The following is a 19,385-nucleotide window of genomic DNA, read 5'->3' as shown; positions in this document are numbered from 1 at the left end:
GATCGTTCGTAAATTAAAGTACGACCGATCGTTCGCCTTCGCAACCCCGGAGTGGAACAATGATTCGTATGACCCAGCTGACCGAAACGAGCGACCAACGGCTGGCCAAGGGTGCCCGCGCCCGCGCCACCATCGCCCGGCGCGCCGCCGAACTCGCCTCCGTCGAAGGTCTCGACGGCCTCAGCATCGGCCGCCTCGCCACCGACCTCGGCATCAGCAAAAGCGGCATCGCCACCCTGTTCGGCACCAAGGAAGCACTGCAGTTGGCCGCGGTCCAGACTGCCCGCGACATCTTCGTCGAACGAGTCATCGCCCCGAGCCTGCGCACCCCGCGCGGTGCGGGCCGAGTCCGCGACCTGATCGACCGCTGGTTCGCCCACATCGATAACCCCCCGTTCCCCGGCGGCTGCTTCCGGGTAGCCACCCTCACCGAATTCAGCAGCAAGCCCGGCGCCGTCCGCGACGCTGTCGTCGCCGACCACGACCAATGGTTGAGCTTCCTGACCGCCGAGGTCGTCAAGGCGCAGGCGCAGAACGAACTCGCCGATGCTGACGCTGACCTGCTCGTGTTCGAACTGGATGCGATCGTGAGCGCCGCCAATATCGCCCGTCAGACGGGAGATTCGGCTCGCGTCGAGGCGGCACGCACGATCGCGAACCGTTTGTTGGCGCAGGACTAGCCGACGCCGTCGGCTGTGGTGAGAGTGAACGCGGCCGTGCGGACGACGTCGTGGTGCTGGAAGTCCAGGAACAGTCGGTAGGTGCCGGGGCCGGGAACTGCTGTGTGGAAAGTGATTTCGGGGCCCGAAGGGGTGACTCCGTCGCCGGGTTCGCCATTGGGGTGGACGTGGATGTAGGCGAGGTCGCCTGTGCGCAGGATCACCAGGTGGCCGAAGGCTGCCAGGTAGGGCTGCAAATCGGTGACCGGGGTGCCGTTCTTGCTTACGGTGAGCGTCAACAGATCGCCCTCGGCGCGCAATTCGCCATCCACGGTTACCTCATAGCCGTCCACTTCGGTGACGCGAGCTACCGCTGGAACGGGTTGTGGCGCATAGTGTCCCGCGATCGCCAGGTCCGCACCGAGCGTGATCGTGCGGCCCAGTGCTCGCGGGGCGATGTCGGTGAACACCCGGTAGGCCCCCGCCTCGGGTAGATCGAGGCGAATCACCCACGTGCCGTCCGCTTCTCGCCGCGGATGCACATGCCAGAACCCGGTGAGCTCCCGCCGCGCCACGATCAAATGCAGCTCCCGATCGTGAATCGCATCGAACTCGGTGACGGCGGTTCCGTCGGGCCCGAGAATCCGGAAACGGAAGTCGATCCCACCCGGCTGCGCGATCGTCGTCTCGAGGTCGAGGGTGTACCCGTCCTGCGAAATCTGCAGTCCGCCAGGGGAACTCGCGTGGTGCCCGCCGTGTCCGGACGAGTGGCCCGCATGGCCGGCCGAGTGGTTGTCGGCATCGATTCCGTGCGCAGCGTGGTTGTTGCCGGTGTGCGCGGCGTCGGTCGCGATGTGGTGGGCATGGCCGGCGTGGGCGTTGGTGGTCATTGTTTCGCCTCTCTCAGTTCGCTGTGCGTTGATACGAACATATACCCCTGGGGGGTATCCAGTAAAGAGGGCTGGGTCGGTGAGCTGGATCACAAGATGTGAGGCTGGTGTGTAGTCGAGACTCGCGGAATCAGGCGGAGAGTTCGAGATCTGCGGCGACGCAACTGTCGTACCGAGCCCAGATCACGTCTACCAAAGCGGAATGCGCCCCGATGACATCGGCATGGACGACCTCGGGAGCCGCGGCGACCAACCGGTCGGTGAGCAGCCCCGGCGCCAGGAACCACGGCGCGACAACGATCCGTTCGGCTCCGCGCGCCACCAATCGCTCCACGGCCTGCGAGATGCCGGGTTCGACTGTGGCGAAGCAGAGTTCGGTGGGGCAGCCGGTCGCCGAGGCCAGCCGCCGCGCCACCACCGCGGTCCGTCGATTGGCCGCGGCATCACGAGAACCGACGGCAGCGACAGCGATTCCCACCACGGGATCGCCCGACAATCCACTCGCCGGTGCCACCACGCTCAACGGTGCGAGACCGGATCGAACTGCGGTCGGGGAGTAGGCGGCCTTCGGACCGATCACCAGGTCGAGTCGGTCGCAAGCCGGGTCCAGCAGGTGCGTGGCCGATGAACCCTGAGCGTTCGACGCCCTGGCGATCAGTGGAGCTCGGCGGTGTGCCGCCGCGACTCGGTCGGCCAGCGCCGAGATGAGCAGGGGATCGGGCCCGAGAACCGCGGCCTGGGTCAGCCGCAATTGTGGATGGTGCCGGGTGGCATCGGCGAGCAGGGCAGGCAGGTCGACGCGGGCGTGAAAAGCGTTGCCCAGCAACAGGGGAACCACGATGACATCGGTATGTCCTTGCGCGGCAATGTCATCGACAACCTCGTGCACCGAGGGTGCGCTCAGATCCAGAAAGGCCAGCCGGACCGCGATATCGGGCCGGGCGGCGGCCACTTCGGCGACCACGGCTGCCATGGTCGCGGCCGACCGTGGATCACGGCTGCCGTGGGCGACCGCGATCAGCGCGGGCCCGCCACCACCGCGCGGCACCGAGACGGCACCACGTGGCGGGGCGGGCAGGCGATACATCAGACCGTCGCGCCGACTTCGACCGAGGTCAGCACGTCGCCGACCAGGCCGGCGGCGAGGGTGTTGCCACCGGCGGGGTCGATGAGCAGGAACGAGCCGGTGTGCCGGTTGGTGCGGTAGTCGTCGGCCGGGATCGGCTCGGCCAGCCGCAGCGAGACACGACCGATGTCGTTGAGCTCCAACGATTCCGGGCTCGGAACCGCCGTGAGCGTCTGCTCGTCGAACCGCTCCACCAGCGCGCCGACGATCGCCTGCGTGGTCTTGGCGCCGTGCTTGAGCAGCAGGCGAGCGCCGGGACGCAGGCCCTTGTCGCCCAGCCAGCAGACCGTCGCGTCGAAGGTGTCGATCGACTCCGGCGCGTCGTGCACCGAGGCGATGATGTCGCCTCGCGAGATGTCGACCTCGTCGGCCAGGATCAGCGTCACGCTGCGCCCGACCTGCGCGACAGCCAGCTCGCCGTCGGGGGTGTCGATGCGCTCGACGGTGGTCTTCTTGCCCGAGGGCAGCACCACGATCTCGTCACCGGGCGACACCGAACCGGCCGCGATCTGACCCGCGTAACCCCGGTAATCGGGGTATTCGGCGGTACGCGGACGGATCACGTACTGCACGGGGAAACGCAGACCCAGCGCGTGGGTTCCGGTCGAATCCGCGTCGGTCGGAACGGATTCCAGGTGTTCGATCAGCGACGGCCCGGTGTAGTACGGGGTGTTCTCGGAACGGCTGGCGATGTTGTCGCCGTGCAGCGCCGAGACCGGAATCTCGATGACGTCGTCGGACGACCAGCCCAGCTTCGAGGTGAGCTCGTTGAATTCGGCGGAGATCTCGGCGAACACCTCGGCCGGGTTGTCGACCAGGTCGATCTTGTTCACCGCGAGCACCAGGCGAGGCACACCGAGCAGCGCGAGCACCGCCGCGTGACGGCGAGTCTGCTCGATGACACCCTTGCGCGCGTCGGTCAGCAGGATCACCAGCTGCGCGGTGGACGCACCCGACACCGTGTTGCGCGTGTACTGCACGTGCCCCGGCGTATCGGCGAGCACGAAAGACCGCTTGGGCGTAGCGAAGTAGCGGTACGCCACGTCGATGGTGATGCCCTGCTCACGCTCGGCGCGCAGGCCGTCGACGAGCAGTGAGAGGTCCGGCGTGGACAACCCACGGTCGACCGAGGCGCGAGTGACAGCGTCGATCTGATCGGCAAGCACGGACTTGGTGTCGTAGAGCAGCCGTCCGACCAGGGTGGACTTGCCGTCGTCGACAGAACCGGCGGTGGCCAGCCTCAATAGGTCGGACATCAGAAATAACCCTCTCGCTTGCGGTCTTCCATGGCGGCCTCGGAGACGCGGTCGTCGCCACGAGTAGCACCGCGTTCGGTCAGTCGTGAGGCCGCGACCTCGGCCAGGATGGCCTGGTTGTCGGCGGCGTCGGAGATGATGGCGCCGGTGGTGGAACCGTCGCCGACGGTGCGGTAGCGCACCGAACGGGTCTCGAGGACCTCGTTCTCGTTCGGGCCACCCCACACACCGGGCGTCATCCACATGCCGTCGCGCGAGTACACCGGGCGCTCGTGCGCGTAGTAGATCGACGCCAGGTCGATGTCCTCGCGGGCGATGTAGCGCCAGATGTCGAGCTCGGTCCAGTTGCTCAGCGGGAACACGCGCACGTGCTCACCGGGCGCGTGCTTGCCGTTGTACAGGTTCCACAGCTCGGGGCGCTGACGCTTCGGGTCCCACTGACCGAAGGCGTTGCGCAGCGAGAAGATTCGCTCCTTGGCGCGCGAACGCTCCTCGTCGCGACGGCCGCCGCCGAAGACCGCGTCGAAGCGGTGCTCGGTGATGGCGTCCAGCAGCGGCACGGTCTGCAACGGGTTGCGGATGCCGTCGGGACGCTCGGTCAGGCGGCCGTCGGCCAGGTACTCCTCGACCGAGGCCACGTGCAGGCGCAGGCCGTAGCGCTCCACGATCTTGTCGCGGAACTCGAGCACCTCGTCGAGGTTGTGGCCCGTGTCCACGTGCAGCAGCGTGAACGGCAGCGGCGCGGGCCAGAAGGCCTTGAGCGCCAGGTGCAGCAGGACGGTGGAGTCCTTGCCGCCGGAGAACAGGATCACGGGGCGCTCGAATTCGCCCGCGACCTCACGGAAGATGTGGATCGCCTCGGATTCCAGCGCCGCGAGGGTGTCGAACTCGGTCAGGCCGAGGTCGCGTTCGGTGGTGTCGGTACTCACAGGCTCACTCCCGGTAATAGTCATGATTGGTGCAATCCGCACTCGGTCTTGGCCAGACCGGCCCAGCGGCCGGACCGCGGGTCGGATCCCGGTTCGGGCTTGCGCGTGCAGGGAGCGCACCCGATGGACGGGTAGCCCTCCTCCACCAGGGGATTGACGAGGATGCCGTTGGCCTCGATGTAGGCCTGCATCTGGTCGTCGGACCACGGCGCGATCGGGTTGATCTTCACCAGGCCGAAGGCTTCGTCGAACGAGATCAGCGGCGCGTTGGCGCGGGTGGGCGCCTCGACGCGGCGGATGCCGGTGATCCACGCGTTGTAACCGGCCAGCGAGCGCTTCAACGGCACGACCTTGCGCAGGCGGCAGCACTCGGCGGCGTCGCGGGCGAACAGGTCCTTGCCCAGCAGCGCGTCCTGCTCGGCGACACTGGCCTCGGGCCCCACGTTGATCACGTTCACGCCGTACACGGCCTCGACCGCGTCCCGGGTGCCGATGGTCTCGGCGAAGTGGTAGCCGGTGTCGAGGAACAGCACGTCCACGCCGGGCCGGGCCTGGGCCGCGAGGTGCACGAGCACGCCGTCCTGCATGTTCGACGCGACGATGTAACCGCCGCTCGCATCCTGCGGGTCGCCGGACCGAGTGGGCCCGAAGACCTTGTCGGTCCAGGCGATCAGGTCGGCCGCCGACGCCTCGGGACCCAGTTCGGCCGCACCCTGTTCGGCCAGGGCACGCAGTTCGTCTTCGGACAGTTTCGCCGTGAGATTGGTTGTCACAGTGGGGATCTCCTCATCGACTATCGGAGGTCGGCTTCGTCGGCGCGAACAGCCCACACCGCGAAACGTTCACCGGATTCCCGGTTCTTGACGAAGTTGCGGACCACGCGCTCGATGTAGTCACCGAGCTCGACGCTGGTTACCTTGTGCTGGCGCAACTTTCGGCCGAAGGCACTGTCCAGGCCGAGGCTGCCACCGAGGTGAACCTGGAAACCCTCCACCTGATTCCCGGTGCCGTCGTCCACGAGCTGGCCCTTGAAGCCGATGTCGGCGATCTGGGACCGGCCGCAGGAGTTCGGGCAGCCGTTGATGTTGATGGTGATCGGCACGTCGAGTTCGGCGTTGATGTCGGCCAGTCGCTGCTCGAGTTCGGGAGCCAGCACCTGTGAACGCTTGCGGGTCTCGACGAACGACAGCTTGCAGAACTCGATCCCGCTGCATGCCAGGAGGTTTCGCCGCCAGATCGACGGGCGCGCCTGCAAGCCCAGCGGCTCGAGCTCGTCGATCAGCGCGTCGACCTGGTCGTCGGCGATGTCGAGGACGATCAGCTTCTGGTACGGCGTGAAGCGGATGCGGTCCGAGCCGTACTTGGCGGCGGCGTCGGCGACCTGGCTCAAGATGGTGCCCGAGACGCGACCTGCGATGGGGGAGAAGCCCACGGAGTTCAAACCGTTGCGCAGCTTCTGCACACCGACGTGATCGATGGGCTTGGCGGGCTGCTCGGGCGCGGGACCGTCGATGAGCTTGCGCTTCAGGTACTCGGTCTCGAGCACCTCGCGGAACTTCTCGATGCCCCAGTCCTTGATCAGGAACTTCAGCCGAGCCTTGGTACGCAGGCGGCGGTACCCGTAATCGCGGTACAGCGACACGACCGCTTCCCACACATCGGGGACCTCGTCGAGCGGCACGAACGCACCCACGCGCTGGGCCAGCATCGGGTTGGTGGACAGACCGCCACCGACCCACAGGTCAAGGCCGGGCCCGTGTTCGGGATGGTTCACGCCCACGAACGCGATGTCGTTGATCTCGTGCACCACGTCCTGCTGGCCCGAGATCGCGGTCTTGAACTTGCGGGGAAGGTTGGAGTACTCCTTCTTCCCGATGTAGCGCTTGACGATCTCGTCGATCGCCCAGGTGGGGTCGATGATCTCGTCCAGGGACTCACCGGCCAGCGGCGAACCCAACACCACGCGCGGGCAGTCGCCGCACGCCTCGGTGGTGTGTAGACCGACCGACTCGAGCCGACGCCAGATCTCCGGGACGTTCTCGACCTCGATCCAGTGGTACTGGACGTTCTCGCGATCGGACAGGTCGGCGGTGTCGCGGCCGAACTCGGTGGAGATCTCACCGATGGTGCGCAGCTGCGCGACCGACAGGGCGCCCGCATCGCAACGCACCCGCATCATGAAGTACTCGGCTTCGAGCAGGTCGATGTTGTCGTCATCGGTGAAGGTGCCGTCGTAGCCCTCTTCACGCTGGGTGTACAGACCCCACCAGCGGAAACGGCCACGCAGGTCGGCCTTGTCGATCGAGTCGAAGCCGCCCTTGGCGTAGATGTTCTCGATGCGCGAACGCACGTTGAGCGGGTTGTCGTCCTTCTTGGACTGCTCGTTGGGGTTCAGCGGCTCGCGGTAGCCGAGGGCCCACTGGCCTTCGGACCGGCGGCGAACCGGCTTGCCGGTGCGGGCGCGCGGGGCGACCGGGGCATCGCTGGTCGGCCGGACGGGGCGCGTGGGTGCTGAACGCTGCGCGCTGGCCGTCGACTGCTCGGTCGAACCGGCGTCGGTGCTCGACGTCATGTGGGGTCGCTCCTGCGGGGGTGGTGGGACATCCGTGCTGAAGGCGCGAGGGGCTGGCTCGCGACAGGGGAGTCAGCGGGGCCGATGAAAGTCGAAGGCACCGGGGGGTTACCCGGGCGTGGACGCCGCTGCGCTACCGGTGGAAACCGGGCCGACAACAGGCGCTACAGACACGCTGGAAGTCGACGTGGCGACGGGCCACGAGTCGTACTCCAGTTGCGTGCATGTGCCTATTGTGCCACGTCAGCCGGGTCGTTCCGACCGCAAGGAGATATTTCCCCCACTTTTGCGGGAAATCCCCTGGACGGTCGTCCCATTCTGTGACGGGGGTCATAATCGGCTTCGGACCGCGCGGGGCCGCCGCGTGGTCTCGACGTGGGGCGCGTCGGGGCGGTGGTGCCGGGCCCGGCAGACTGCAGGGGTGACTACCAGCGCTGCTTCCGGGGCTCCCGGCGTGACACCGGCCGACGCCGATCGCCCGGTGCTGCGCGATTTCGGCGGCGGCGCGTTCGGGGTGTACGTGCACGTGCCGTTCTGTGCCACCCGCTGCGGATACTGCGATTTCAACACCTACACGGCAGGGGAGTTGGGGACGTCGGCGTCGCCGCAATCGTGGCTCGAGGCGTTGCGCGGTGAACTCGCGACCGCGGCGCAGGAGTTCGGCGCACTGCCCAGCGCGACTCCGCGGGTATCCACGATCTTCGTCGGCGGCGGGACTCCGTCGTTGCTCGGCGGCGACGGGTTGGCCTCGGTGCTCGATGCCGTGCGCGCGAATTTCACGCTGGCTCCCGATGCCGAAGTGACCACCGAATCGAACCCGGAATCGACCTCGCCGCAGTTCTTCGAGCGGATCCGCGATGCCGGCTACAACCGGGTGTCGCTGGGGATGCAGTCCGCGGCGCAGCACGTGCTGAAGGTGCTCGATCGCACGCATACACCGGGCCGCGCGGTCGCCGCCGCGAAGGAGGCGAAGGCTGCGGGATTCGAGCACGTGAACCTGGATCTGATCTATGGCACGCCGGGCGAAACCGATGCCGATCTGGACGCGAGTCTGGACGCCGTGTTGGCCGCCGGTGTCGATCATGTGTCCGCCTACTCTCTGATCGTCGAAGATGGAACTGCGTTGGCGCGCAAGGTCCGTCGCGGTGAGCTGCCCGCTCCCGACGACGACGTGCTCGCCACTCGCTACGAGCGCATCGACTCCCGTCTGGCCGAGGCCGGCCTGTCCTGGTACGAGGTCTCCAACTGGGCCGCGAACGACTCCGCCCGGTGCCGCCACAACCTCGGCTACTGGGACGGCGGCGACTGGCTCGGCGCGGGCCCCGGTGCCCACAGCCACGTCGGCGGCGTGCGCTGGTGGAACGTCAAACACCCCGCCCGCTACGCCGACCGCGTCGCCCTCGGTGGCCTACCCGCCGCAGGCTGGGAAGCGCTCACCGACGACGAGCGCTACACCGAACACCTCATGCTCACCGTGCGCCTGCGCACCGGCCTGCCGCTGGCCGATCTAGCCCCCTCGGCAACCCCCGCCCTCGACCGCGTCCTCGCCGACGGCCTCGCCCACATCACCGACGGCAACCTCGTGCTGACCGACCGTGGCCGCCTGCTCGCCGACGGCATAGTCCGCGACCTCCTCACCTGATCGATCGCGATCGCGCGCGGTTCCGGGGCCCGGCGAATCGCGCGGCGGTGATGTCATCGTGATCTGAATTTCGAGATTTCCGCGCCTTGGGATCGGCAACAAAGAATGCCCGGTCATCGTGGGGTGGTAAGCCAATGCACACCCTGTGGAAGGGTCGCTACATTGGGGTCCTTTAAGGCTATGTTCGGAGGGTTCGCCGTGGAAGATAACGATTAGGGGCGTAAGCTTCGACTCGATCCTAGGGAGTTATATGTCCACCGAACGGCACATCACCCTCGTCCACGAGCAGAGCGAATTCGCGGAAGCGCGCTCTGCTGAGAAGGCGGAGAACGCTCGTCAGTGCGCAGTCGCCGCACGGACGGTCGCTTCGCATTCCAACGACGCCGAAGACTGCACATCGCTGCTGGCGATGCTCGGCCTCGACGCCCTCGCGGGCAAGAATGTAGGCGCTCCCGACTCGGCCGCTCGCTGCGGTGCAGCTGCCCGAGTCTGACTCGGCATCGGCCGCCCAGCCAGGGTGGCCACTGCCGACGCCTGTCTCGGCGCGCTGACATCGCCGTCAGCCCCGAGTCACCGGCGAGCACTGCTCGCCGGGTAGCAGGTCAGCACCACCACCGATCACCCCACCGGCCACCGCCGGTAGCGCGACGCCCAGCAATTCCTCGGTATTCGCCTGCGTGATCAGGTACTGCGGCAATCCACGCTCGGTCTCGATGCTGGGTGACGACTGCGTCACCGGTGCGCCGGCGCAGTGGAAGAACCGATCGACCGACCGGGTCGAGGCGTGTCCCACTGGCGGACCGGCGCCGATCACCGGGCTGACCGAACCAGCAATGCTGTGCCCGGCTCTGGGCCCGTCCCGTCTGCCCGGCGCGGGGTGATTCCGACCGCCCGACGTTCGATCACGTGCCGCGCTCATGCCGACGCCGTGGTCCGATCTCGCACCCGCCGAACTGGGCGATGGACCGCGCCCCGCCGTGACGGTTGCGGGATCGATGGTCGCAGCAAATGTCGAGGTAGGTGCGGTGTGGAATCCGGTTCCGCCAGGTATCGGCGACGCGGCCGTGCCGCCCGGATAGGTAGTCACAGTGGTGGCTGTCGACATCGGTGCCACCGTGCCGCTCGACTGCGCGGCCCCGTGATCCGGTCCCGCCGACCAGTCTGCGGCCCCGCCCGAACTGTTTCCGGCCCCATCCGAACTGGTTCGGATCCCATCCGATCTGTCGCTGACTTCGTCGGAACTTTCGGTCGGAACTCCGGTAACGCGACCGGCGACTTTCGTTGCTCCCGAATCGTCGACAGGCACCTCGATCCCGCCCCGTGACTGCGCGCCCCGCCCGCCGCGCGATTGCCCCACGATGTCGATCAACAACTGCCGATCACCGACCTCGCTCCCACCATCGACCGTTCGAAGTGGCGTGGGCAGCAACGGAATACGTCCGATCAGTTCACCGAACGGCACCACGTACCGCTGCCGCATCGCCGCCCGCGCGTCTTCCTCCGCGGCCGACAACGTGGAATCGGCCTCGCGCACCGCCCCGTTCGCCGGCCACTCCGATCCCATCCCGGCGGAGACCTGGGTGCTCGGCGACCCGATCGCATACTTCGTCGCCACGATCGCCTCCGCCGCCGCCCGAACGATCCCCGGCAATTCCTCCAGTGCCACAGTCAGTTCGCGAGCCTGCCTGACATAGGCGTCGATCGCGGACCCCGCTGCCGCAGCGGCCACACCTTCCCAGACCTGCGGCAGCAATCCACCCACCGCGTGCTGAAAAGTGCGGACCGCAGCCTCCCAGTCGCGCGCGATCTGGTCGAACTTATCCGCCTGCGCCACCGCATCGGTCACGTCGAGTGACTGGAATGCCGCGACGATCTCGTGATGCCGCCAAGAATGCGTGTTCTCCCCGCCGCCGGGAACGCCCAATTGTGTGGCACCACGGGAAACTTCGGAATTCCTCTGCTCGCCGCCAGTAGAGCCGGGCGGCTCGCGGCCTGTCACCTCGACTCCGGAACTGGTGGATCGGATTGTCCCGCAATCAGTTCCACCGAATGCAGGCGATCCGCCCAATCACGGTCGGCAATCACCATCCGATCACAAACATCGAGCAGTGCCAGCCGAAGATCCTCGACAATCCGCGCATGCGCGTCCAGCGCCGCGGTGATGCTGTTGTCCGTCGCCCCAGCTACACAACGCAATCGCGCCACTAAAGCAGCAGCGGATATCAGCCGCGCGTTCCCTTCACCCAGCCCCCACCGCACCTGATCGCCGATCTCGGCGGCGAGCAACCGAATCCGCGCGATCGCCAACAGCAGTTCGGCGCACGCGTTCTCGATTCCCACGAACTCCGCCGGTCGTACCGCGACTGCCCCCGAATACCCCACAGTTCCCCCTCGTGTTGTGAAAAGTGCTGGTAAACCCCCTGATTCGATTCCGAACCTACGCCCACCACCCGACCTCGACAACCCCCGAAATCCCATCTGTGGATAACTCGGGCCTGTGGATAACTTTTCGCCGACGAACACCCCCCGCAGACGGCAGAACACCGCCCCTATGGCCGGAAATCCGCCACGTGACGGTTGGATGCCGACCGACCGCGTGATCCGGCGATCTCGCCCGAGGCAATTAGACTGGGAACCAGACGCTGACAGCGTCCACGTGCGAACCTGTGCCGAACACGGCACGGTCGCACACGAAGTACCGGGCACGAGCGAGGAAGGTGGGGTCGATGGCGTCGAGTACCGAAGATCGACGTTTCGAGGTTCTACGGGCGATCGTCGCGGATTACGTCGCCACCAAGGAACCGATCGGCTCCAAGTCGCTGGTCGAGCGACACAATCTCGGGGTTTCCAGCGCCACCATCCGCAACGACATGGCCGTGCTCGAGGCCGAGGGCTACATCACCCAGCCGCACACGAGTTCGGGCCGCATTCCCACCGACAAGGGTTATCGCGAGTTCGTCGACCGGATCGCGGAGGTGAAACCGCTGTCGGGTGCCGAGCGCCGCGCGATCATGGAATTCCTCGAATCCGGGGTCGACCTCGACGACGTGCTGCGTCGTGGCGTGCGCCTGCTGGCCCAGCTCACCCGCCAGGTCGCCGTCGTGCAGTACCCGACCGTGTCGGCCTCGATCGTGCGCCACATCGAGGTCGTCGCGCTCAACCCGGCCAAACTGCTGCTGGTGGTGATCACCGACACCGGCCGCGTCGACCAGCGCATCGTCGACCTGGGCGCCGTGATCTCCGACGAGGACCTCGTCGCGGTGCGCGGCCTGCTCGGCGGTGCCATGGACGGCAAACTGCTGTCGGTGGCCAGCGCGGCCGTGGCGGGTGTGCCCGAACGCGCACCGGCCAAGATCCGCGATGTGCTGATCCGGGTGTCCACGGTCCTGGTGGAGACGCTGGTCGAACACCCGGAAGAACGCCTGGTGCTGGGCGGCACGGCCAACCTCACCCGCAATGTCGCCGACTTCGGTTTCCCCGGCTCCCTGCGCAGCGTGCTGGAAGCCCTCGAAGAGCAGGTCATCGTGCTCAAACTGCTCGCCGCCGCGCAGCAGCCCGGCCAGGTGATGGTGCAGATCGGCGAGGAGACCCAGGTCGAGCAGATCCGCGGCGCCTCGGTGGTCTCCACCGGTTACGGCGCGGCAGGCGCGGTACTGGGCGGCATGGGTGTGCTCGGCCCCACACGCATGGATTATCCGGGCACGATGGCGTCGGTGGCGACCGTGGCCCGCTACATCGGCGAGGTGCTCGCCGAAAGGTGAAGCCAGCTCGGGAACGAGGGTCACCGGGCTGTTAAGGTCGATACTTCGGCCGGTAAAGTTGAGTGGATTCGACTAAAGGATGCGCCCGGCGCTCGGCCGGACCACACCGACCAAGGACTAGAGAACTCACGTGGCACGGGATTACTACGGACTGCTCGGCGTCGGCAAGAACGCCACCGACCAGGAGCTCAAGCGCGCCTACCGCAAGTTGGCCCGCGAACTGCACCCCGATGTGAACCCGGACGAGGGTGCGCAGGCCCGCTTCAAGGAGGTCTCCACCGCGTACGAGGTGCTGACCGACCCCGAGAAGCGTCGCATCGTCGACCTCGGTGGTGACCCGCTCGAAAACGGCGGCGGCGGAGCAGGATTCAACGGGGCGGGCTTCGGCGGTCTCGGCGATGTCTTCGAGGCGTTCTTCGGCGGGATGAGCGGCCAGGGCGGCGGTGGCCAGCGCAAGCCGCGCGGCCGCGTGCAGCCCGGCGCCGATTCGCTGATCCGCACCCGGCTGAGCCTGGCCGAATGCGCGGTCGGTGTCACCAAGCACCTGACCGTGGACACCGCGATCCTGTGTGACGTGTGCGTGGGCGCGGGCACCAACGGCAAGTCCAAGCCGGTGCGTTGCGAGACCTGTGACGGTGCCGGTGAGGTGCAGTCGGTGCAGCGCTCGTTCCTCGGCCAGGTCCTGACCTCGCGTCCCTGCCCCACCTGCCGCGGCGCGGGCGAGACCATTCCCGACCCCTGCAACAAGTGCGGTGGCGACGGCCGCGTGCGTGCTCGTCGCGAGATCGCCGCGCCCATCCCGGCCGGTGTCGCCAGTGGCATGCGGGTTCGCCTTGCCGCACAGGGCGAGGTCGGCCCCGGCGGCGGCCATGCCGGTGACCTGTACGTCGAGGTCGTCGAGCAGCCCCACGACACCTTCGTGCGCGACGGCGACGACCTGCACTGCACCGTCCGCGTGCCGATGGTCGACGCGATTCTCGGCACCACCGTGGTCGTGGACACGATTCTCGACGGCCCCACCGAACTCACCATCTCCGCGGGCACCCAGCCCGGCGAGGTCATCCAGTTGCGTGCGCACGGCATGCCGCGCCTGCGTTCGGGCGCGCGTGGCGACCTGCTCGCGCACCTGGACATCGTCGTGCCGAACAAGCTCGACGGCAGGCAGACCGATCTGCTGCGCAAATTCAAGGGCATGCGTGACAAGGATCGCGCCGAGGTGATGTCGACCCAGTCCGAGCACAACAGCGGCCTGTTCGCCCGGCTGCGCGCGTCGTTCAGCGGGCGCTGACCCCGTGGCCGCGACGGTCTTCTACCTCGACGAGGTGCCCGAGCCGGGCGCCATCGCGGTGCTGGACGGTCCGGAAGGTCGCCATGCCGCGACCGTGCGCCGGATCAAAGTCGGCGAGCCGATCACGTTGTCCGACGGGCACGGTGTGCTGGCCGACTCCGAAGTCGTCGCGGCAGGCAAGGATCGCCTCGAACTCGAGGTCCGCAACCGCCGGATCGCGCAGCCACCCACCCCGCAGGTGACCGTGGTGCAGGCGCTGCCGAAGTCGGATCGCTCCGAACTGGCCATCGAATTGATGACCGAGGCGGGCGCGGACCTCATCGTTCCGTGGCAGGCCGCGCGGTGCGTGGCGAACTGGGAAGCCAAGGCCGCCAAGGGGATCGACAAGTGGCGTGCCGCGGCCAAGTCCGCGGCCCGGCAGTCCCGGCGTGCCTACATTCCCGAGATCGCGGGTCTGCACCGCACCCGCGACCTGGTCGAACTCGTGCGCAAGGCGAAGGCGGACGGCGCGATCGTGGCGGCCCTGCACGAATCCGGCGCGGGCAAGTTCACCGAACTTCCCCTGTCGCAGGCCGGCGAAGTGGTCTTGATCGTGGGCCCCGAAGGCGGCCTCGACAACGCCGAACTGGCCGCGCTGGAAGAGGCCGGCGCCGACATCGTGCTGCTGGGCCCGACCGTCCTACGCACCTCGACCGCCGCCGCCGTGGCCCTGGGTGCGCTGGGCGCGCTCACTTCCCGCTGGTAGGAGTGGACCGCCCAGGATCGGGTATCCGCAGTGGCATACCACGAGCACGATTTTTAACCACTGTGCGGTGTCAGTGCTCGGCGGTAAACTGGATCTCATCGAACACCAGGTCGAAACCGGAAGCAGGCTGTAGCCACTTTTGAAGAACTCGAGCGAGATCGGCAACACCACCAACCCCGTAACTGATATCGGCGCAGGCGGAAGCAATGCTGGTCCCGCGCCCAGGACCGTGCGTTCCAGTATCGAACTCGCGCCTGAGTCGGTCTTCGGTTTCCTCGGCTCGGCCGATCAGAACCTGCGTCAGCTGGAGAAACTGCTCCCGGCCGATATCCATGTCCGCGGCAACACCGTCACCATCACCGGTAAAGCCGGTGAAGTGGCGCTGGCCGAGCGCGTGATCGAGCAGCTCGTGGCCCTGACCGGCCGCAATCGGGTGATCACCCCCGAGGCGGTGCGGCACACCATCTCGATGCTCACCGACGAGGGCGTGTCCGAGTCGCCCGCCGAGGTGCTCAGCCTGGACATCCTGTCCCGGCGCGGCAAGATCATCCGCCCCAAGACGCTGAACCAGAAGCGCTATGTCGACGCGATCGACGCCAACACCATCGTGTTCGGCATCGGCCCCGCGGGCACCGGCAAGACCTACCTGGCCATGGCCAAGGCGGTGCAGGCCCTGCAGACCAAGCAGGTCACCCGCATCATCTTGACCAGGCCCGCGGTCGAGGCCGGCGAGCGTCTGGGCTTCCTGCCCGGCACGCTCAACGACAAGATCGACCCGTACCTGCGTCCGCTCTACGACGCCCTGCACGACATGATGGACCCCGAAGCGATCCCCAAGTTGCTGGCCTCGGGCGTCATCGAGGTCGCGCCGCTGGCGTACATGCGCGGTCGCTCGCTCAACGATTCGTTCATCATTCTCGACGAGGCGCAGAACACCACCGCCGAGCAGATGAAGATGTTCCTCACCCGGTTGGGTTTCGGTTCGCGGATCGTGGTCACCGGTGACATCTCGCAGGTCGATCTGCCCAACGGGCAGCGTTCGGGTCTGCGCGCGGCCGCGGAGATCCTCACCGATATCGACGACATCCATTTCGCGGAGCTCACCAGCGCCGATGTGGTCCGGCACCGCCTGGTCGCCGACATCGTCGACGCCTACGATCGCGCCGAATCCGAAACCCGCGCGGTACCGGGCCCGCACTACCCGGGCAATCGCGCCCAGCGTCGAGCGGCGGGCCGCACCGACCGTCGCTGATCGGGGCGAGACACGATGGAGCTGGCCCGATGCCGCTCCCGGCGGCATCGGGTCGGCCCCGTAGGCTGAACGGGTGAGCATCGAGATCGCCAACGAATCGGGTATGGACATTCCCGAAGAAGACCTGGTCAGCGTCGCACGTTTCGTGATCGCCCGGATGGACGTGCATCCGGCCGCCGAACTGTCGATGGTGCTCGTGGATCTCGACACCATGGCCGACCTGCACGTGCGCTGGATGGACCTGCCCGGCCCGACCGACGTGATGTCGTTCCCGATGGACGAGCTCGAGCCTGGCGGTCGCCCCGACAGCCCGGAGCCCGGCCCGTCCATGCTCGGCGACATCGTGCTGTGCCCGGAGTTCGCGATGGGTCAGGCGCAGAAGGCCGAGCATTCGCTGGATCACGAGCTGGCCCTGCTCACCGTGCACGGCGTGCTCCACCTGCTCGGCTACGACCATGCCGAGCCGGAGGAGGAGAAGGAGATGTTCGCGCTGCAGGCCCAACTGCTCGAGGAGTGGTACGTGAGCCTGAGCGAACAGCAGCGCCTCGCCGAACTGGCCGAGCGTGACGACCGACTACTGGGCAAGGCAGGTTTCACCGCACCCGGTGACGGCCCCGCGTGACAGCACTGACCCTGATAGCCCTTGCCATCGCGCTGATCGGGATCGGCGGGGTGTTCGCCGGGGTGGACTCGGCGCTGAACACGGTGTCGCGGGCCCGCCTGGACGACATGGTCCGCGAGGACCGGTCCGGTGCCGCGCGCCTGCGCAAGATCGTCGACGACCGCCCGCGGTACGTGAATCTCGTTGTCCTGCTGCGCATTCTGTGCGAGATCACCGCCACGGTACTGCTGGCCGCGGCGACCCTGGATATGTGGTCCGAGAGCACGGCGCTGCTGGTCACCGCCACGCTGATGGTCGTGGTCTCCTATGTCGTGATCGGTGTCGGCCCCCGCACACTGGGCCGCCAGCACGCCTATTCGATCGCGTTGGCCGCGGCGGTGCCGTTGCAGATCATCGCGGCGGTGCTCGGCCCGGTCAGCCGGTTGCTGATCCTGCTCGGCAACGCGATCACGCCCGGTAAGGGCTTTCGCAACGGCCCGTTCGCGTCGGAGATCGAGCTGCGCGAGGTGGTCGACATGGCCCGCGAGCGCGGCGTGGTGGCCGACGACGAACGGCGCATGATCCAGTCGGTGTTCGAACTGGGCGACACCCCCGCGCGCGCGGTGATGGTGCCGCGCACCGAGATGGTGTGGATCGAAGACGACAAGACCGCCGCCCAGGCGATGTCCCTGGCGGTGCGTTCGGGCCATTCCCGGATCCCGGTGATCGGCGAGAACGTCGACGACGTGCTGGGCGTGATCTACCTCAAAGACCTTGTGCCCTACGCCGATCGGGCCCGCAAGGTGTCGGTGCGCGATGTGATGCGCCCCGCGACCTTCGTCCCCGATTCCAAACCGCTGGACGCACTGCTGGACGAGATGCAGCGCCGCCGCAACCACATGGCGTTGCTGGTCGACGAGTACGGCGGCATCGCCGGGCTGGTCACCATCGAGGACGTGCTCGAGGAGATCGTCGGCGAGATCAACGACGAGTACGACACCGACGAGACCCCGCCCGTGGAAGATCTCGGCGACGGCCGGTACCGGGTCTCGTCGCGGCTGTCGGTGGAGGACCTGGGGGAGTTGTACGGCCTCGACATCGAGGACGACGACGTCGACACCGTCGGCGGACTGCTTGCGCACGAGCTGGGCCGCGTCCCGCTGCCCGGTTCCAAGGTGACTGTGTACGGGCTGGTGCTGCGCGGCGAAGGCGGCGCCGACGCGCGCGGCCGCATGCGGGTCAACACCGTGCTGGTGCGCCGGGCGACCGACAAAACAGATAAGCCCGATAAAGCAGAGAAGAAGACCGACAAGCCCCGCAAGGGCGGAACCGACGAGGCAACCGCCGACACCGATCAGGTGCGCGTGCCCGATGACAACGGAGAAACACATGAGTGAACTGGACACCGAAGACAACAAACTCTTAGTGCTCGCGCGTGGTGCGCTGGGCCGCACCGGCGGCGCGAGCGGCGCCGCGGTACGCGACACCGACGGTCGCACCTACGCCGCAGGCGAAGTGCGGCTGGCCGCCCTGACCCTGACCGCACTGCAGGCCGCCGTGGCCGCCGCGATCTCGAGCGGCGCCGAAGGTTTCGAGGCCGCCGTAGTAGTGGGCGGTGACCCCCAAGACGCCGGCATCGATGCCCTGCACGAGGTCTCCCCGTCCGCCGCGGTCATTCGCACCGACCGCACCGGCGCCGTCCTGAACGAGGTGCACGGTGGCTGATTCGGGCAAGGAATTCCATTCCGGCTTCGTCTGTTTCGTCGGCCGCCCCAACACCGGCAAGTCGACGCTGACCAACGCCCTGGTCGGCACCAAGATCGCGATCACCTCCTCGCGCCCGCAGACCACCCGGCACACCATCCGCGGCATCGTGCACCGTGAGGACGCCCAGCTGATCCTGGTCGACACCCCCGGCCTGCACCGCCCGCGCACCCTGCTCGGCCAGCGCCTCAACGACCTGGTCCGCGACACCTATTCCGAGGTCGACCTGATCGCGCTGTGCATTCCGGCCGACGAGAAGATCGGCCCCGGCGACCGCTGGATCGTCGAGCAGATCCGGATGATGGCGCCCAAGACCAAGATCCTCGGCATCGTCACCAAGATCGACAAGGTGGGCCGCGACGAGATCGCCCACCAGCTGATGGCGCTGTCGAAGCTGCTGGGCCCCGAATCCGAGGTCATCCCGGTGTCGGCGGTGAAGGGCGAACAGGTGGAGGTGCTGGTCGACCTGATCGCCTCGCAGCTGCCCGAGGGCCCGGCGTTCTACCCCGACGGCGAGATCACCGACGAGCCGGAGGAAACGCTGATGGCCGAGCTGATCCGCGAGGCCGCCCTCGAGGGTGTGCGCGACGAACTGCCGCACTCGCTGGCCGTGGTCATCGAGGACATCGAGCCCTACTCCGCGAACCCGGACATGCTCGAAGTCCATGCGCTGCTGTACGTCGAACGGCCCAGCCAGAAGGCGATCATCATCGGCAAGAACGGCGCCCGCCTCAAAGAGGTCGGCACCAACGCCCGCGCGCAGATCGAGAAGATCCTGGGCACCCGCATCTACTTGAACCTGCACGTGAAGATAGCCAAGGATTGGCAGCGCGACCCGAAACAGATGGGGAAGCTGGGCTTTTGACCGTTTGAGTGTCAGCGGTACCGGGTATCGTTCGG

The 19,385-nt window shown here is 67.4% G+C and carries 19 protein-coding genes; 11 read left to right on the top strand and 8 right to left on the bottom strand.

The annotated features are described in order from the left end of the window. Positions 1–68: 68 nt before the first annotated feature. Complete coding sequence (locus ACFWVD_RS23025; protein WP_379245979.1) at positions 69–680, top strand: TetR/AcrR family transcriptional regulator; 612 nt, start codon at positions 69–71, stop codon at positions 678–680. Here ACFWVD_RS23025 and ACFWVD_RS23020 read toward each other — a convergent pair. The 6 genes from ACFWVD_RS23020 to ACFWVD_RS22995 all read right to left on the bottom strand — a co-directional run bounded on the left by ACFWVD_RS23020 (position 677) and on the right by ACFWVD_RS22995 (position 7,432). Continuing rightward, complete coding sequence (locus tag ACFWVD_RS23020; protein ID WP_379245977.1) at positions 677–1,549, bottom strand: hypothetical protein; 873 nt, start codon at positions 1,547–1,549, stop codon at positions 677–679. The two genes, ACFWVD_RS23025 and ACFWVD_RS23020, sit on opposite strands and share 4 nt — an antisense overlap. A gap of 130 nt (positions 1,550–1,679) precedes the next feature. Further along, positions 1,680–2,636 (bottom strand): sirohydrochlorin chelatase, encoded by a 957-nt coding sequence (locus ACFWVD_RS23015; protein ID WP_379245976.1) that lies wholly within the window; start codon positions 2,634–2,636, stop codon positions 1,680–1,682. After that, complete coding sequence (locus ACFWVD_RS23010; protein ID WP_379245974.1) at positions 2,636–3,931, bottom strand: sulfate adenylyltransferase subunit 1; 1,296 nt, start codon at positions 3,929–3,931, stop codon at positions 2,636–2,638. The genes ACFWVD_RS23015 and ACFWVD_RS23010 overlap by 1 nt, the downstream gene beginning before the upstream one ends. Further along, on the bottom strand, positions 3,931–4,884 hold the full coding sequence (gene cysD / locus ACFWVD_RS23005) for a sulfate adenylyltransferase subunit CysD (RefSeq protein WP_379245972.1): 954 nt from the start codon (positions 4,882–4,884) through the stop codon (positions 3,931–3,933). Before cysD ends, ACFWVD_RS23010 begins: the two co-directional genes overlap by 1 nt. Next, positions 4,881–5,633, bottom strand: coding sequence for a phosphoadenylyl-sulfate reductase (locus tag ACFWVD_RS23000; protein WP_379245970.1), 753 nt, complete (start codon positions 5,631–5,633; stop codon positions 4,881–4,883). The genes cysD and ACFWVD_RS23000 overlap by 4 nt, the downstream gene beginning before the upstream one ends. Positions 5,634–5,653: 20 nt before the next feature. Further along, entirely contained in the window at positions 5,654–7,432 is a 1,779-nt protein-coding gene (locus ACFWVD_RS22995) for a nitrite/sulfite reductase (RefSeq protein ID WP_379245968.1), read from the bottom strand. Positions 7,433–7,853: 421 nt separating this feature from the next. Here ACFWVD_RS22995 and hemW point away from each other — a divergent pair, with 421 nt between their 5' ends. Continuing rightward, positions 7,854–9,074 (top strand): radical SAM family heme chaperone HemW, encoded by a 1,221-nt coding sequence (gene hemW / locus ACFWVD_RS22990; RefSeq protein ID WP_379245966.1) that lies wholly within the window; start codon positions 7,854–7,856, stop codon positions 9,072–9,074. Between the two features lie 250 nt (positions 9,075–9,324). Then, entirely contained in the window at positions 9,325–9,567 is a 243-nt protein-coding gene (locus ACFWVD_RS22985) for a hypothetical protein (RefSeq protein WP_379245964.1), read from the top strand. Between the two features lie 66 nt (positions 9,568–9,633). Here the strand turns inward: ACFWVD_RS22985 and ACFWVD_RS22980 are convergent, their stop codons facing one another. Then, complete coding sequence (locus ACFWVD_RS22980; protein ID WP_379245962.1) at positions 9,634–10,998, bottom strand: hypothetical protein; 1,365 nt, start codon at positions 10,996–10,998, stop codon at positions 9,634–9,636. Between the two features lie 71 nt (positions 10,999–11,069). Continuing rightward, a complete protein-coding gene (locus tag ACFWVD_RS22975; protein WP_379245960.1) occupies positions 11,070–11,381 on the bottom strand; it encodes a hypothetical protein in 312 nt (103 codons plus the stop codon). Positions 11,382–11,800: 419 nt separating this feature from the next. On the opposite strand from ACFWVD_RS22975, the gene hrcA reads away from it, so the two are divergent. The 8 genes from hrcA (at position 11,801) to era (ending at position 19,350) form a co-directional block, all read left to right on the top strand. Continuing rightward, on the top strand, positions 11,801–12,835 hold the full coding sequence (gene hrcA / locus ACFWVD_RS22970) for a heat-inducible transcriptional repressor HrcA (protein ID WP_379245958.1): 1,035 nt from the start codon (positions 11,801–11,803) through the stop codon (positions 12,833–12,835). A 130-nt stretch (positions 12,836–12,965) separates the two neighbouring features. After that, the gene (gene dnaJ / locus ACFWVD_RS22965) at positions 12,966–14,123 is read left to right on the top strand and encodes a molecular chaperone DnaJ (protein ID WP_379245956.1); all 1,158 of its coding nucleotides are present in this window, start codon (positions 12,966–12,968) and stop codon (positions 14,121–14,123) included. Between the two features lie 4 nt (positions 14,124–14,127). Further along, positions 14,128–14,868, top strand: coding sequence for a 16S rRNA (uracil(1498)-N(3))-methyltransferase (locus ACFWVD_RS22960; protein ID WP_379245954.1), 741 nt, complete (start codon positions 14,128–14,130; stop codon positions 14,866–14,868). A gap of 187 nt (positions 14,869–15,055) precedes the next feature. Next, the gene (locus ACFWVD_RS22955; RefSeq protein WP_379246088.1) at positions 15,056–16,120 is read left to right on the top strand and encodes a PhoH family protein; all 1,065 of its coding nucleotides are present in this window, start codon (positions 15,056–15,058) and stop codon (positions 16,118–16,120) included. Between the two features lie 73 nt (positions 16,121–16,193). Beyond that, positions 16,194–16,742 carry an rRNA maturation RNase YbeY gene (gene ybeY, locus ACFWVD_RS22950; protein ID WP_379245952.1) on the top strand — a complete coding sequence of 183 codons (549 nt, stop codon included), beginning with the start codon at positions 16,194–16,196 and terminating at the stop codon, positions 16,740–16,742. Then, entirely contained in the window at positions 16,739–18,118 is a 1,380-nt protein-coding gene (locus ACFWVD_RS22945) for a hemolysin family protein (protein WP_379245950.1), read from the top strand. The genes ybeY and ACFWVD_RS22945 overlap by 4 nt, the downstream gene beginning before the upstream one ends. Then, positions 18,111–18,446: a cytidine deaminase gene (locus ACFWVD_RS22940; protein WP_379245948.1), complete on the top strand. Its 336-nt coding sequence runs from the start codon at positions 18,111–18,113 to the stop codon at positions 18,444–18,446. Before ACFWVD_RS22945 ends, ACFWVD_RS22940 begins: the two co-directional genes overlap by 8 nt. Beyond that, the gene (era, locus tag ACFWVD_RS22935) at positions 18,439–19,350 is read left to right on the top strand and encodes a GTPase Era (RefSeq protein ID WP_379245946.1); all 912 of its coding nucleotides are present in this window, start codon (positions 18,439–18,441) and stop codon (positions 19,348–19,350) included. Before ACFWVD_RS22940 ends, era begins: the two co-directional genes overlap by 8 nt. Positions 19,351–19,385: the final 35 nt, after the last annotated feature.

The organism is Nocardia sp. NPDC058666 (genome assembly GCF_042714895.1).
Lineage (GTDB): Bacteria > Actinomycetota > Actinomycetes > Mycobacteriales > Mycobacteriaceae > Nocardia.
This window is presented reverse-complemented; position numbering and strand designations above follow the sequence as displayed.

Coding starts and splice junctions, on each gene's coding strand:
- ACFWVD_RS22995 (WP_379245968.1), bottom strand. CDS start 7,432: ATGACGTCGAGCACCGACGCCGGTTCGACCGAGCAGTCGACGGCCAGC.
- ACFWVD_RS23025 (WP_379245979.1), top strand. CDS start 69: ATGACCCAGCTGACCGAAACGAGCGACCAACGGCTGGCCAAGGGTGCC.
- cysD (WP_379245972.1), bottom strand. CDS start 4,884: ATGACTATTACCGGGAGTGAGCCTGTGAGTACCGACACCACCGAACGC.
- ACFWVD_RS22940 (WP_379245948.1), top strand. CDS start 18,111: ATGAGTGAACTGGACACCGAAGACAACAAACTCTTAGTGCTCGCGCGT.
- ACFWVD_RS23015 (WP_379245976.1), bottom strand. CDS start 2,636: ATGTATCGCCTGCCCGCCCCGCCACGTGGTGCCGTCTCGGTGCCGCGC.
- ACFWVD_RS22985 (WP_379245964.1), top strand. CDS start 9,325: ATGTCCACCGAACGGCACATCACCCTCGTCCACGAGCAGAGCGAATTC.
- hrcA (WP_379245958.1), top strand. CDS start 11,801: ATGGCGTCGAGTACCGAAGATCGACGTTTCGAGGTTCTACGGGCGATC.
- ACFWVD_RS23020 (WP_379245977.1), bottom strand. CDS start 1,549: ATGACCACCAACGCCCACGCCGGCCATGCCCACCACATCGCGACCGAC.
- ACFWVD_RS23010 (WP_379245974.1), bottom strand. CDS start 3,931: ATGTCCGACCTATTGAGGCTGGCCACCGCCGGTTCTGTCGACGACGGC.